Origin of the sequence: Agrobacterium sp. CCNWLW155 (assembly GCF_036888815.1) — a bacterium.
GTDB lineage: Bacteria > Pseudomonadota > Alphaproteobacteria > Rhizobiales > Rhizobiaceae > Agrobacterium > Agrobacterium radiobacter.
The window spans coordinates 96544-109368 of record NZ_JBAKFW010000010.1; the positions used below are offsets into that span (position 1 = coordinate 96544).

Genomic DNA, 12825 nt, shown 5'->3' on the forward strand with positions numbered 1-12825 from the left:
ATGGCTGCACACGTGCTGATGTTTCAGGGAACCGGCTCGGATGTCGGCAAATCGCTGATGGTGGCCGGTCTTGCCCGGGCCTTCGTCAGGCGCGGCCTGTCCGTCATGCCGTTCAAGCCGCAGAACATGTCGAACAATGCGGCCGTGACCGCCGATGGCGGCGAGATCGGCCGCGCGCAGGCGCTGCAGGCGCGGGCGGCGGGCGTGCCGCTTTCCGTGCACATGAACCCGGTGCTCCTGAAGCCGCAGAGCGAAACCGGCGCACAGGTGGTCGTGCAGGGCAAGATCGCCGGCAATGCCAAAGCGGCCGATTACCAGCACATGAAGGCCGGACTGATGCCACGCGTGCTGGAAAGCTTCGAGCTCCTGAAACAGCAGGCCGATCTGGTGCTGGTGGAAGGGGCGGGCAGCGCGTCCGAAATCAACCTGCGTGCCAATGACATCGCCAATATGGGATTTGCGAGAGCTGCGGACGCGCCTGTGATCCTCATCGGCGATATCGACCGGGGCGGCGTCATCGCCAGCCTCGTCGGTACCAAAGCCGTGCTCGAAGCTGAAGACGCGGCGATGATCGAAGGTTTTATCGTCAACCGCTTTCGTGGTGATCCGGCCCTGTTTTCGGACGGCATGCGGATAATTGCGGAAAAGACCGGCTGGGCCTCCATCGGGCTTCTGCCGCATTTTACCGACGCCGCACAATTGCCGGCGGAGGATGCTCTCGGGCTTTCCGGCCCGGCTGAACGGAAACCTGGCGCGAAGATGCGCATTGCCGTGCCGATCCTGCCGCATATTTCCAATTTCGATGATCTCGATCCCCTGGACATGGAACCCGATGTCGAACTGATCCGCGTGCGGCCGGGCGAGACAATTCCTACCGATTGCCGGCTGGTATTGCTGTGCGGTTCGAAATCCACGATCGCCGACCTTGCCGTGCTGAAGAATGCTGGCCTGGACATTGATATCAAGGCGCATGTAAGACGCGGCGGCTATGTTCTGGGCCTCTGCGGCGGATACCAGATGCTTGGAAAAACAGTTGCCGATCCTGACGGTATCGAAGGATCGCCAGCGACGGTCGAGGGAATGGGCCTGCTGGATGTCGACACGGTTCTGACGGGCGACAAGCGGCTCATTTCCGTTCGCGGCACGAGTTTCGACGGCATAGATTTATCCGGCTACGAAATGCATGTCGGTGAAACCACAGGCATGACGGACCATCTGCCGTTCTCGACGCTTGATGGGCATAATGATGGCGCCATCTCGGCCTCTGGCCGCGTCTTCGGCACCTATATTCACGGTCTTTTCGCGGATGATCGCCAACGCGGCGCATGGCTGGAGCGGCTCGGCGGGCAGGGCGCGGACCTGAACTATGATGCGCAGGTGGAGGCCGTCCTCGATCATCTTGCGGCGCATATGGAGCACCACCTCGATCTCGACCGTCTGCTGGCTATAGCGCGATAAGGATCGCCAGAAGTCCGAACAGGCCGATCAACAGCAGGTCGGCAACCCGCGCCAGCTCCAGCGCCCTGCGAATATCCCCCGCAACCAGCGTCGCCCTCCCGCCTTCGCCCATGAAGCGCGCCTCGATCATCTGCCCGCCATAGGAGCGCGGCCCTGCAAGCGCGAAGCCCAGAGCGCCGGCCAGCGCCGCCTCCGGCCAGCCGGCATTGGGGGAACGGTGATGACGGGCATCGCGACGTATCGCGGCAATGGCCCCGCCGGGTGATGCGCCCTTCACGAAAAACGAAGCGGCCACGAAAAGGCCGCCACTCAGTCTCGACGCCGGCAGATTGACCAGATCGTCCAGCCGGGCCGAGGCCCAGCCGAAGGCCTCATGGCGGGGTGAGCGATGGCCGATCATGCTGTCAGCCGTATTGATCGCCTTGTAAGCCGCGCCGCCCGGCAGGCCCAGGAGACCGAGCCACAGGGCGGGTGCAACGATGCCGTCGGAAAAATTCTCGGCCAGACTTTCGATCGCCGCCCGGCAGATCGCCGCCTCATCAAGCTTTTGCGGATCGCGCCCGACGATCATCGATACCGCCTTGCGGCCACCGCCCACGCCCTCGCGCTCCAGAGCAGTGGCGACAGCCTCCACATGCTGCTCAAGACTTTTCTGCGCCGGAAGCGAAGCGCCCAGCACGGCAACCAGCAAAATGCCGAAGGGCAGAAAAATCAGGGTGGATTGCGCAAACCACGCAAGGAGCAGCGTCAGCCCGACGAAACCGGCCAGAGCCGCCACACCTGCCGCCTTGCGCTGTGAAAATGACTCGTTCTCCCGGTTCCATTTTTTGTCCAGCAGCGCGATAAGCGAACCGACCCAGGTTACGGGATGGCCTATGCGTTTGAACAGCCAGTCCGGATAACCGGTCAGGCGTTCGATCAAGAGCGACAGGAAAGCGAGAGCAAAGAACATGGGTGAAACAGTACCAGAAAAGGCGCGGGCTGCGATCCGTCACGGCGGCAATCTCGGCAGGGCGCGTCTGATGTTTCCTGAAGCGCCGGCACCGTGGATCGACCTTTCGACCGGGATCAATCCGCACTCCTATCCGCATTCGGCCGTTCCCGCCAGCGCATTCACCCGCCTGCCGGAACCGGATGCCGCCGAAGAATTGAAACAGCTGGCTGCAGCCCATTTCGGCGCGCCTTCCGCCCGGCATGTGACGCTTTCCCCCGGCACCCAGATGCTGATGCCATTACTGGCTCAGATTGCACTTGCTCGCGGGGCCAAGAGCGGCGCCGTGCTTTCACCCGCCTATGCGGAACATGCCCGGACCGCACGTATGGCCGGACTTGCCGTAACCGAGTTGGAAAACACCAGGGAGCTGTCGGCTCACGACTATGCCGTGGTGGTTAATCCCAATAATCCCGATGGCCGCATCACGGATCGCGCAGCGTTGCTGTCGCTGGCCGAAGCCATGCGCGACAAGGGCGGGCTGCTCGTCGTGGACGAAGCCTTCATCGAGACGGGAGGAGGTGCAGAAAGCCTCGCAAATGCAGCCAGCCAGGATGCGCTGGTGATCCTGCGCTCTTTCGGCAAATTTTATGGTATGGCCGGCGTTCGGCTGGGTTTCGCCATTGCGAAGCCCGATATCGCCGCTGAACTTGAAGCGCGGCTCGGCCCCTGGGCGGTTTCCGGCCCTGCGCTGCATATCGCAACACAGGCTCTGGCAGATGGAAAATGGCAATCGTCCATGCGTCTGCGCCTTGCCGAAGACACCCGGCGCATGAACGACATGCTGGAAAAAGTGGGACTGGCGATTGCCGGCGGTACGTCCCTTTTTACTCTGGCGCGGAACCCTCGCGCCACCGAACTGTTCAGCCATCTTGGCCAACACGGCATTCTGGTCCGCATTTTTGATGAAAGGCCGAACGACGTGCGTTTCGGCCTTCCCGGGAGCGAAACGGAGTGGCAGCGCCTTGAGGAGGCGCTGTCATCCTTTGGTTATTCCTCGAAGGTGTAGGTCTCGATCGACTCCGGCTTCATTTCGATGGAGAAGCCCGGCAGTTTCGGCGGCATGTAAGCGGCGTTTCTGATATCGCAGGGTTCGATGAAGTGCTCGTGCAGGTGGTCGACATATTCGATCACGCGGCCTTCCTTCGTACCAGATACCACCAGATAGTCGATCATCGACAGATGCTGCACATATTCGCAAAGGCCGACGCCGCCGGCATGCGGCCAAACCGGTAAATTGTATTTGGCGGCGATCAGGAGAACCGCCAGCACCTCGTTCAGGCCACCCATGCGGCAGCTGTCGATCTGCACCACATCGATCGCGCCTTCAGCGATGAACTGCTTGAACATGATCCGGTTCTGGCACATTTCGCCCGTCGCCACCTTCACCGAGCCGATGGCAGCACGAATTTTGCGATGGCCAGCGACATCATCCGGGCTGGTCGGTTCTTCGATGAAGAAGGGCTTGGAAAAGGCGAGCTTATTCACCCACTCGATTGCCTGATCAACTTCCCACACCTGATTGGCATCGATCATCAGGTAACGGTCGGGACCAATCACCTCGCGGGCTATGGTAAGACGGCGAATGTCGTCTTCCAGATCACGGCCGACCTTCATCTTCACATGGTTGAAACCGGCATCGATGGCTTCCTGGCAAAGACGGCGCAGCTTGGCGTCGTCATAGCCAAGCCAGCCGGCCGACGTGGTATAGCAGGCGTAACCTTCGTTCTTCAGCGTCTCGATACGTTGCTTCTTGCCGCTTTCGGCTTTTTTGAGGATCGCGAGCGCATCGTCGCGGGTGAGCACGTCGGTCAGATAGCGATAATCGACGATATCGGCGATTTCTTCCGGGCTCATATCGGCAACAAGCTGCCACACCGGCTTGCCCGCCTTCTTGGCCAGCAGATCCCATACCGCATTCACAACGGCGCCGGTGGCGAGATGCATCGCGCCCTTATCCGGGCCGATCCAGCGCAGCTGGCTGTCGCTCGTCAGATGCCGCCAATATTTGCCCGGATTCTCGGTAACGGTAGCAAGATCGGTGCCGACCACCAGATGACGCATCGCTTCGATGGCCATGCAGCAGATGTCATTGCCGCGGCCGATGGTGAAGGTCAGCCCGTGGCCTTTGAGACCCGCCTCATCGGTATCAAGAATGACGTAAGCCGCCGAATAATCCGGGTCGGGGTTCATAGCATCCGAACCGTCGAGACTTTGGGAGGTCGGAAAACGCAGGTCGAAAACACGCAGATCAGTAATTTTGGTCATGGCCGGTCACTCGCGGTCAGTGTCAAAGGAAATCGTTCAATCGTGGTGGAAGGTCTCTTCCATCATCGCCCACCACTCGCCTTCCTTGCGGCTTTCGAGTGGTTGCTGGCAGGGAATCGTGAAGGACCACCATTCCTGGTTCTTGGGGCTTGCAGCCATCTTCGCCATGTCGGCGCTGATATCGGTGCCGTAATATTCCCAATAGCCGAAGAGCAGATTTTCCGGCTCGCGCAGGAAGATCGTATAATTGCGGATATTGCAATCGCTGATGAGCGCCAGAATTTCAGGCCAGACGGCGGCGTGCAGCCTTTTATATTCCGCGATCATGTCAGGTTTGACGCCTATGACCATGCCCATACGCTGCATGAAAAACTCCGTTATTGCTTGATGGTGGCGAGCGCAGCGCGCAGCTTTGTCTGCGGCAGGCTTAGTCCCAGCCGTTCCGCCGCGGCAATGACCGGAGCGAAGCGGCGACGCTTCTTTTCGTCGTGGTTGCCGGCGATATCAGCCAGCCGATGCGCGAGAAAGGGATTGCGCAAACGTTCCCGCAATTGACCGATATAGGTCTGCGCTTCGTCTCCCATGCCTTCGGCTGCAAAGACCGGCAGAACCTCGTCCCGCCAGAGCGTCTCCAGATCTGCAACGAGAGCATCGTCGGCCATTGCCTGACGCACCGTCTCATCCTTCCCGCGCGCATCCTGCGTCCAGCGTTCCGCCAGATAGGAATGGCCGAGATTGAGCAGAAAAAGCTTCAGCTTTTCATAGTGATCGAGATCGTCGGTCAGCACCACGGCAGGGTGCGTGCAGGGGAGGACAAGACCATCCTGGCTCTCTATCGCCCAGAGCGCATAGGGTTCCGCCACAGCGCCGACCGGGTCGATGGGCTCGGAGACGATGCGGTCCACCAGACTATTGGCGAAACGGCACTTCTCATTCAGATAAAAGGCAAAACCTGCCGGCAATTGCCATTCATCGGCAAGCCGGCGAATAACCTCTTTCAGCCTTTCGCCGTTACGCGGTACAAGCTCACAGGGGAAAATGGACACAGGCGCTTCCGGATTGCTCTGAAAACGCTCCAGCAGCAACATGCAGAGTTTCGCCGGAAAGCTCTTCGGCACGATCGTAAAATCGCCAGCAAGCCCAGCATTGTCGGCCGAATCCAGCTCATAACCGCGGTCGCCCGTATTGGACAGAATGACCTCGGCCTCGCAGGCGAGGCGGCGCACTTCGGCCCAGTCGGTCGCAGCGGTCAGTGCCCGCGCGACAGCCCTGCCTTGAATTTCCTCGTCCACTTCATGCCCATCACGGATACCGCGAATAAGCACGGGATAGGGCGCGCCGCTGTTCAGCGCCGCAACACGCTTCAGGCTCTCCGCATTGCCGGTCGTCTGGACAATCGCGATGCGCCCGAGCGCTTCGCCCTTGTCCAGCGCCTGCGAAACAAAGAGATCCGCATGCGCCAGGAGAAAGCGGCTGGTGCCGAATTGCAGGATGGCCGTATCGGACGTCATGCGACCTCCACCATGCCTTTGATCACTCCGGCCTTCGGATCGGTCAGGCCGGCGAATCTGGAGGGCACATCGGCAAGCGTCATGCGATGGGTGATCAGTGCCTCCGGCACCTTGCCTTCCCGCAGCGCCTGCAGGACGCGCTCGAAATCCTGAGGCGTGGCATTGCGGCTGCCGAGCAGCGTCGTCTCACGCTTGTGGAACTCCGGATCGTTGAAGCTGATATCGCTGGCGACGATGGAGACCAGCACGTAGGAACCGCCATGGCCGACAAAGGAAAAGCCGCGCTCCATGGCTTTCGGATTGCCGGTCGCATCAAAGACCGCATCGAAGAAATCGCCGTCGGTGATTTCGGAAAGACGATCTTTGTCACCTTCCCCGAGTGTCACCGTATGCGCAACGCCAAGATGCTCCTTGCAGAAATCCAATCGGTCGGTACGTCCATCGATCATCGTCACTTCGCCACCATCGAGAACGGCGAAAACCGCAACGGCCATGCCGATCGGGCCGGCACCGACGATCAGAACCTTCTGCCCCCTCTCGACTGTGCCACGGCGCACCGCATGCGCACCAATAGCCAGAAATTCGGTCATCGCCGCCTGGTCGAGGCTCAGCCCCTCCGCCTTCAGTACAAATTGCTGCGGCACGCTCAGATATTCGACCATGCCGCCGTCACGATGAACGCCGAGCACACCGATATTGCGGCAGCAATTGCTCTTGCCCTTAAGGCAGGCGCTGCATTTGCCGCACGAGATATAGGGAATGACGGTGACCACGTCGCCCACGGACAGATGGTTGCCTTGCGGCGCCTCTTCCACCGTGCCGGAAAGCTCATGACCCATGATACGCGGATAGGAAAGATAAGGCTGGTTGCCGGTGAAGATGTGCAGATCCGTGCCGCAAACACCAATGCGGCGGATGCGCACCAGCACTTCACCCTCGCCACGCGCTGGTTTCGGCAGTTCCTTGGGGACGAGTTGACCTGGGGTTTCGCAGAAAATCGCCAGCATGCATCACCTGTGGGAAAGGGAATAAAAACGAATGGCATTACCGCCAAAGACTGCCGCATGGTCCTCTGCCGGCACGATATCGCGGCAGAAATCCAGCCATGCCTGATAATCGCCGGCCAGCCGCAACACCGGCCAGTCACTGCCGAAAATCACGCGGTTGCGACCAAAGAGTTCAAGAATGGTCTCGGCATAAGGCCGCACGGCTTCCGGTCGCTGTTCACCGCGCTCGGTCAGCAGACCGGAGAGTTTGCAATGGACATTGGGAAGAGCCGCCAGAGCGGCCATATCCTTACGCCAGTCGCTGTAGTGACCGATGGCAATCATGGGCTTCGCGCCATGGTCGATGACGATGGGCAACTGCGGATGGCGGCGGGCGAAGGACAGCAGATGCGGCAGATTGGGCGGCAGGACCAGCGCATCGAACGCCAGACCGTGCTTTACCAAAGCCGCCGCGGCTGGATCGAGTGCCGGATCATCGATCCAGGCAACATCCTCCATGCCCTGCAACATCGGACGCACAGCCTTGAAGGCCGGATGTTTTGCCCGGCGAGCAATTTCACTCGCCGCGTCGGGAGACTTCATGTCCACCCAGCCGACCACACCCTTGATGAAATCGGTCTTTTCCGCCAGTTCCAGCATGAAATCCGTGTCGGCCCGCGTCTCCATCGTCTGCACCAGCACGGTGCCGGAAACTCCGGCAGCGGCCAGCAAGGGCGACAGATCGGCGGGGAGAAAATCCCGGTGGATGGCGGCGAGCGACGGCGGCGGCCATTGCCCGGCACGATCCTTCATCAGCCAGAAATGCTGGTGGGCGTCGATAATCATGCCTCAAGCCTTCCCGGCGGGCGTAGGCGCACCTTCGGCAATCAGGCCTCGTCTGTGCAGCTCGGACCAGAATTCATCCGGGATCGACTGCTCGAACCATTCGATATTGGAAGCGAGCTGCTGCGCATTGCGCGCACCGGAGACAACAGTGACCGAAGCCGGATGCGCGAGCGGAAATTGCAATGCGGCGGCCTGCAGCGATACGCCGAGTTCCTCGCAAACACCCTGCAGCGCATCGACACGCGTGAGAATATCGGCAGGCGCATCGGCATAATTGAATTTGCGGTTGCCAGCCAGAATGCCGGAATTGAAAGCACCGGCGACAACGATACCGACGCCGCTTTCAGCGCAACGGTTCATGAAACCAAGGCTCTGCTGTTCCAGCAGCGTATAACGGCCAGCGAGCATGGCGACGTCGATGTCGAAGACATCCATCGCGTCGCTGACAATTTCCCACTCGTTGACGCCAAGGCCGATGGCCCCCGTCGATCCTTCCTCGCGCAGCTTGCCAAGCGCTCGGAAGCCGCCACCCGTGGTCAACTGCTCCCAATAATGCTGGTGCTTTTCGCCATGGGTGTAGGAACCGATATCATGGACATAAAGAATATCCGGCTTCAGGACGCCTAGCCGCTGCTGGCTTGCCTCGAAGGAGCGCAGAATACCGTCATAGGAATAATCATAGACCGGGCGGAAGGGCAGGGGCGCTATATAGGCATCCTCCTCCGGACCGACGGTCTCGTCAGGAACCATCACACGGCCGACCTTGGTGCTGAGCGTATATTCGCTCCGGTCATGCTCCGTAACCATGGTGCCCAGACGACGCTCCGACCGCGTATAGCCATAAAACGGCGCGGTATCGAAATAACGCATGCCGCTTTCCCATGCCTTGTCGAACGCACCCTTGGACTCTTCATAGGGGGTGAGGCGGTAGAGATTGCCCATCTGGGCGCAACCGAGGCCCATGACGGTGACGTCAACGGCGCGGCGCGGCAATTTACGTGTATCGGAGACTTTCATCGCAGGGACTTCCTGAATTTCTAGCTAGAGCGGGATGGTGAAAACCGCATCTCAAACAGGTAAGGCGCGCCGCCCTGTGGCGGCGCGCCATCATGCATCAGTAAAGAACGTTCTTGGCTTCCGGCTTTTCGATATTGTCCTTGGTGACAACAACGACGCCGGTATCGACGAACTTCTCGACCTTTTCCTTGTTGATGAGCTTGGAAATGGTCTCTACGCCCTTTTCACCCATCTGGTAGGAACCCTGAACCACGATACCGCCCAGCGTGCCATCCTTGACGAAGCTCTGAAGGTCCTGATTGCCGTCGAAACCGATGGCGACGACCTTGCCGGCCTTGCCGCTCTGGGCGAGAGCGCGGCCAACGCCGATCGCCGTCGGCTCGTTAGCGCCGAAAATGCCCTTGAGGTCCGAATTGGCGGCCAGAACGTCGGTCGTCTGGTTCAGCGCGGTGGCCATCTGCGACTGCGAGTAGAACGGTCCGACAATCTTCAGATTGGAGTTCATCTGGATATAGTCGGTGAAACCGCCGACACGGCCGATTTCGGAACCGGCACCGGCGACATAGGACATGACGGCGATCTTGCCTTCCTTGCCCACCTTGTCGATCAGCGCCTGCGCTGCCAGTTCGCCGGCTTTCTTGTTATCGGTCGCCAGGAACGACTGGTAATATTGCTCCGAGCCCTTGGCGAGCTGCGAGTCGATCAGGACGACGGGAATACGGGCTTCCCAGGCCTTCTTGACGGCAGGCACCAGCGCGTCCGGATCGGAAGGTGCGAGAACAATACCAGCAACCTTACGGTTGATGGCGTTTTCAACCATGTTGACCTGGTCGGCAATCGCCGATTCAGCAGCCGGACCCTGGAAGGTCATGGTGTTGCCGGAAGAATTCTTCATCGCCGCGTCAGCGCCCTTCTGGACGTTCTGCCAGAAGGTGGAGTTGACGGTCTTGACGATGACGGCGATTTCACCGGCCTGCACGGTGGAAACGCTCCACAGCGCGATTGCGGATGTCAGAAGGGCAGTCGCAATTTTCTTCATTTCTTCCTCCGTGATGTCGGCATACCGGGCCTCCCCTGCCGATCTTTTTTGCGGAAAGGGTCCGCAGCCCTTTGATCAGCGGCGGTTGCGCAGCTGGTCGATCCAGACGGTGACCAGAATGACGAGGCCGATGATGATCTGTTGCGTGAAGGCGGAGACGCCATTCATATTGAGACCGTTGCGCAGGATGCCGATGACGAAGGCACCGATGGCCGTGCCGGAAATCGTGCCGACGCCGCCGATCAGCGATGTGCCGCCGATAACGGCGCTGGCAATCGCATCCAGCTCATACATCACGCCCTCATTCGGCTGGGCCGTGACGAGGCGCGACATCAGCACGCAGCCCGTCAGCCCGGCGAGCGTGCCGGACAGGATGTAGGTGAAATTGGTGACGCGGGCGACGTTGACACCGGAAAGGCGTGCAGCATCCGCATTGGAGCCCACGGCGTAGATGTGGCGGCCGAGGATCGAGCGGTTGAGCATGAAGGAAACCGCAAGCGCAATCACCACCATCAGGATGACGGGGTAAGGAATGCCGGGGAAAACGACATTCGGAAAACCGTCGTCACCGATATTAACAATGCGGAAGAGAGCGCCGTTGCCGAGTTCGCCAAAGGATTCACCAAGGCCCGAAACGGCGCGCGCACCGGTAATCTGCAGCGCCACGCCGCGCGCGATCAGCATCATGCCGAGAGTGGCGATGAAGGGCGGCAGCTTGAAACGCGTGACCAGAAGGCCGTTGATGAAACCACAGAGCGATCCCGTCAGAATGCCGAGCAACATGCCGATCGGCACAGGCATGCCGAGTTCCTTCACCGCAAGGGCGGCAACCACACCGGCGAGCGCCAGCACCGAACCGACAGAAAGATCGATACCGCCGGTGATGATGACGCAGGTGGCACCAATGCCGAGCAGAGCGATGGACGTGACCTGCAACGCAATCGTCATGCCGTTATTGACGGTGAAGAAGGCGCTGCTGGTGGCGGAGAAGACCGCGACGAGGGCGAACAGGCTGCCGAGCGCAGCAAACTTCTGGATGATGTCCTTCTGGCGGTCGCTGACAGCAAAGCTCTTCTTGGGTTCTGCAATATTGGCCATGTCGTTCCTCACTGCGCGGCCCGGCCGTAACCGGACGCATACCGCATGATTTCTTCCTGATTGGTCTTGGCGGTTTCGAGTACGCCCGTGATGCGGCCCTGATGGAAGACCGCGATGCGATCCGTCAGCCCCAGAATTTCCGGCAATTCCGAACTGATGAGAACGACGCCGATGCCCTGTGCGGCCAGTTCGTCCATGATCTTGTAGATCGCGAATTTCGCGCCGACATCGATGCCGCGTGTCGGCTCATCGAAGAACAGCACGCGCGACTGGCGGAACAGCCATTTGCCGATGATGATTTTCTGCTGATTGCCACCCGAAAGCAGCCGCACCGTCTGATCGATCGAAGGGGTGCGGATATTCAGAAGGTCGACGTAGCGCTTGGCGACGTCGTCGTGCTTCTTGAAGTCGATCAGCCCGAAACGGTTGGAAACCTCGCCGAGATTGGCAAGCGTCGTATTGGCCGCCACCGACATCTTGATGGCGAGGCCATCGCTTTTGCGGTCTTCCGAGAGATAGGCAATACCTTCTTCGATCGCGTCCTGTGGCGAGTTGATCGAAAGCTCGCGCCCATTGAAGGTGATTTTGCCGGCATCAAGCGGATCGGCCCCGAAGATCGCCCGCGCGACTTCCGTTCGTCCCGCGCCCATAAGTCCGGCAAAACCGAGGATTTCACCGCGCCGCAGTGAAAAGCTCACATCGCTGAACACGCCATTGCGGGCCAGACCTTCAACGGAGAAGATGACGTCTTCCGTCGGGCGCGATGTGCGCTCGGGGAATTTGTCTTCCAGTGAACGCCCGACCATGCGGGTGACGATGTCATCGACGGTAATCGAGGCGAAATCGTCGGTCGAAATATAACGTCCGTCACGCAGGACCGTCACACGGTCGACGATCTCGGCCATTTCATCGAGACGATGGGAAATGTAAACGATGCCGACGCCGGAGGCTTTGAGGTCCCGGATAACCTTGAAAAGAAGGCGGGTTTCCTGCTCGGTCAGCGAAGAGGTCGGCTCATCCATGATGAGCACTTCCGCATCAAGCGACAGCGCCTTGGCAATCTCCACCATCTGACATTGGGCGACGGAGAGGCCACGGACCATCTGGTCGGGGTTGATATCAACACCCAGCCGGTCGAGACAGCGCTTGGCGTCGAGACGCAGCTTCTTGCGGTCAACGAGGAAACCGCGACGCGGTTCGCGCGCAAGATAGATGTTCTCGGCAACGGAAAGATGCGGAACGAGGTTGAGTTCCTGGTGAATGATGGCGATACCGGCGGCTTCGGATTCCAGCGGTGATGCATATTGCACCTTCACGCCCTTGTGCAGGATCGTGCCGTCGCTCGGCTGATAAACGCCGCTGATGATTTTCATCAGCGTCGATTTTCCCGCACCATTCTCGCCGCAGACGGCATGCACTTCACCGCCGCGCAAATCAAAATGCACGTTGGACAGCGCTTTGACGCCCGGAAATTCCTTGCTGATATTGTCGAGACGCAGAAGGGCCGAACGCTCCGCGCGCGCCATCTCCTCAGGCGAAAAATCGCCCCGAATTGTCGATGCGCCCTGCGACATCTGGAAACCTCCCACCCGTATCCCCGCTCCACCGGGG

At 59.9% G+C, this 12825-nt stretch carries 12 protein-coding genes; 2 read left to right on the forward strand and 10 right to left on the reverse strand.

Annotated elements, in window-relative coordinates; all coding sequences use genetic code 11:
• Positions 1–1458: a cobyric acid synthase gene (locus V6S97_RS23105; protein ID WP_003505289.1), complete on the forward strand. Its 1458-nt coding sequence runs from the start codon at positions 1–3 to the stop codon at positions 1456–1458.
• On the opposite strand, the gene cbiB is transcribed toward V6S97_RS23105, so the two are convergent.
• Positions 1445–2410: an adenosylcobinamide-phosphate synthase CbiB gene (cbiB, locus tag V6S97_RS23110; protein WP_334427792.1), complete on the reverse strand. Its 966-nt coding sequence runs from the start codon at positions 2408–2410 to the stop codon at positions 1445–1447. The genes V6S97_RS23105 and cbiB overlap by 14 nt on opposite strands.
• On the opposite strand from cbiB, the gene cobD reads away from it, so the two are divergent.
• A complete protein-coding gene (cobD, locus tag V6S97_RS23115) occupies positions 2409–3458 on the forward strand; it encodes a threonine-phosphate decarboxylase CobD (protein ID WP_003505294.1) in 1050 nt (349 codons plus the stop codon). The genes cbiB and cobD overlap by 2 nt on opposite strands.
• Here the strand turns inward: cobD and V6S97_RS23120 are convergent.
• The 9 genes from V6S97_RS23120 to V6S97_RS23160 form a co-directional block, all read right to left on the reverse strand.
• Positions 3440–4717 carry an L-fuconate dehydratase gene (locus V6S97_RS23120; RefSeq protein ID WP_003505299.1) on the reverse strand — a complete coding sequence of 426 codons (1278 nt, stop codon included), beginning with the start codon at positions 4715–4717 and terminating at the stop codon, positions 3440–3442. The two genes, cobD and V6S97_RS23120, sit on opposite strands and share 19 nt — an antisense overlap.
• Positions 4718–4753: 36 nt before the next feature.
• Entirely contained in the window at positions 4754–5083 is a 330-nt protein-coding gene (locus tag V6S97_RS23125) for an L-rhamnose mutarotase (protein ID WP_003505301.1), read from the reverse strand.
• Between the two features lie 11 nt (positions 5084–5094).
• Complete coding sequence (locus V6S97_RS23130) at positions 5095–6228, reverse strand: mannitol dehydrogenase family protein (RefSeq protein WP_003505302.1); 1134 nt, start codon at positions 6226–6228, stop codon at positions 5095–5097.
• Positions 6225–7235 (reverse strand): zinc-binding alcohol dehydrogenase family protein, encoded by a 1011-nt coding sequence (locus V6S97_RS23135; protein ID WP_334427793.1) that lies wholly within the window; start codon positions 7233–7235, stop codon positions 6225–6227. Before V6S97_RS23135 ends, V6S97_RS23130 begins: the two co-directional genes overlap by 4 nt.
• A 3-nt stretch (positions 7236–7238) precedes the next feature.
• Complete coding sequence (locus V6S97_RS23140) at positions 7239–8060, reverse strand: amidohydrolase family protein (RefSeq protein ID WP_334427794.1); 822 nt, start codon at positions 8058–8060, stop codon at positions 7239–7241.
• 3 nt (positions 8061–8063) lie between these two features.
• Positions 8064–9077, reverse strand: coding sequence for an aldo/keto reductase (locus tag V6S97_RS23145; protein WP_087745220.1), 1014 nt, complete (start codon positions 9075–9077; stop codon positions 8064–8066).
• Between the two features lie 97 nt (positions 9078–9174).
• Entirely contained in the window at positions 9175–10116 is a 942-nt protein-coding gene (locus V6S97_RS23150; protein WP_003505310.1) for an ABC transporter substrate-binding protein, read from the reverse strand.
• 75 nt (positions 10117–10191) lie between these two features.
• On the reverse strand, positions 10192–11214 hold the full coding sequence (locus V6S97_RS23155) for an ABC transporter permease (protein ID WP_003505311.1): 1023 nt from the start codon (positions 11212–11214) through the stop codon (positions 10192–10194).
• Between the two features lie 8 nt (positions 11215–11222).
• On the reverse strand, positions 11223–12788 hold the full coding sequence (locus tag V6S97_RS23160) for a sugar ABC transporter ATP-binding protein (RefSeq protein ID WP_162687265.1): 1566 nt from the start codon (positions 12786–12788) through the stop codon (positions 11223–11225).
• Between the last annotated feature and the right edge of the window lie 37 nt (positions 12789–12825).

Excerpts from the sequence above, each read along its gene's own strand:
- V6S97_RS23105 (WP_003505289.1), top strand. The coding sequence starts at position 1 with ATGGCTGCACACGTGCTGATGTTTCAGGGAACCGGCTCGGATGTCGGC.
- cobD (WP_003505294.1), top strand. The coding sequence starts at position 2,409 with ATGGGTGAAACAGTACCAGAAAAGGCGCGGGCTGCGATCCGTCACGGC.
- cbiB (WP_334427792.1), bottom strand. The coding sequence starts at position 2,410 with ATGTTCTTTGCTCTCGCTTTCCTGTCGCTCTTGATCGAACGCCTGACC.
- V6S97_RS23120 (WP_003505299.1), bottom strand. The coding sequence starts at position 4,717 with ATGACCAAAATTACTGATCTGCGTGTTTTCGACCTGCGTTTTCCGACC.
- V6S97_RS23125 (WP_003505301.1), bottom strand. The coding sequence starts at position 5,083 with ATGCAGCGTATGGGCATGGTCATAGGCGTCAAACCTGACATGATCGCG.
- V6S97_RS23130 (WP_003505302.1), bottom strand. The coding sequence starts at position 6,228 with ATGACGTCCGATACGGCCATCCTGCAATTCGGCACCAGCCGCTTTCTC.
- V6S97_RS23135 (WP_334427793.1), bottom strand. The coding sequence starts at position 7,235 with ATGCTGGCGATTTTCTGCGAAACCCCAGGTCAACTCGTCCCCAAGGAA.
- V6S97_RS23140 (WP_334427794.1), bottom strand. The coding sequence starts at position 8,060 with ATGATTATCGACGCCCACCAGCATTTCTGGCTGATGAAGGATCGTGCC.
- V6S97_RS23145 (WP_087745220.1), bottom strand. The coding sequence starts at position 9,077 with ATGAAAGTCTCCGATACACGTAAATTGCCGCGCCGCGCCGTTGACGTC.
- V6S97_RS23150 (WP_003505310.1), bottom strand. The coding sequence starts at position 10,116 with ATGAAGAAAATTGCGACTGCCCTTCTGACATCCGCAATCGCGCTGTGG.
- V6S97_RS23155 (WP_003505311.1), bottom strand. The coding sequence starts at position 11,214 with ATGGCCAATATTGCAGAACCCAAGAAGAGCTTTGCTGTCAGCGACCGC.
- V6S97_RS23160 (WP_162687265.1), bottom strand. The coding sequence starts at position 12,788 with ATGTCGCAGGGCGCATCGACAATTCGGGGCGATTTTTCGCCTGAGGAG.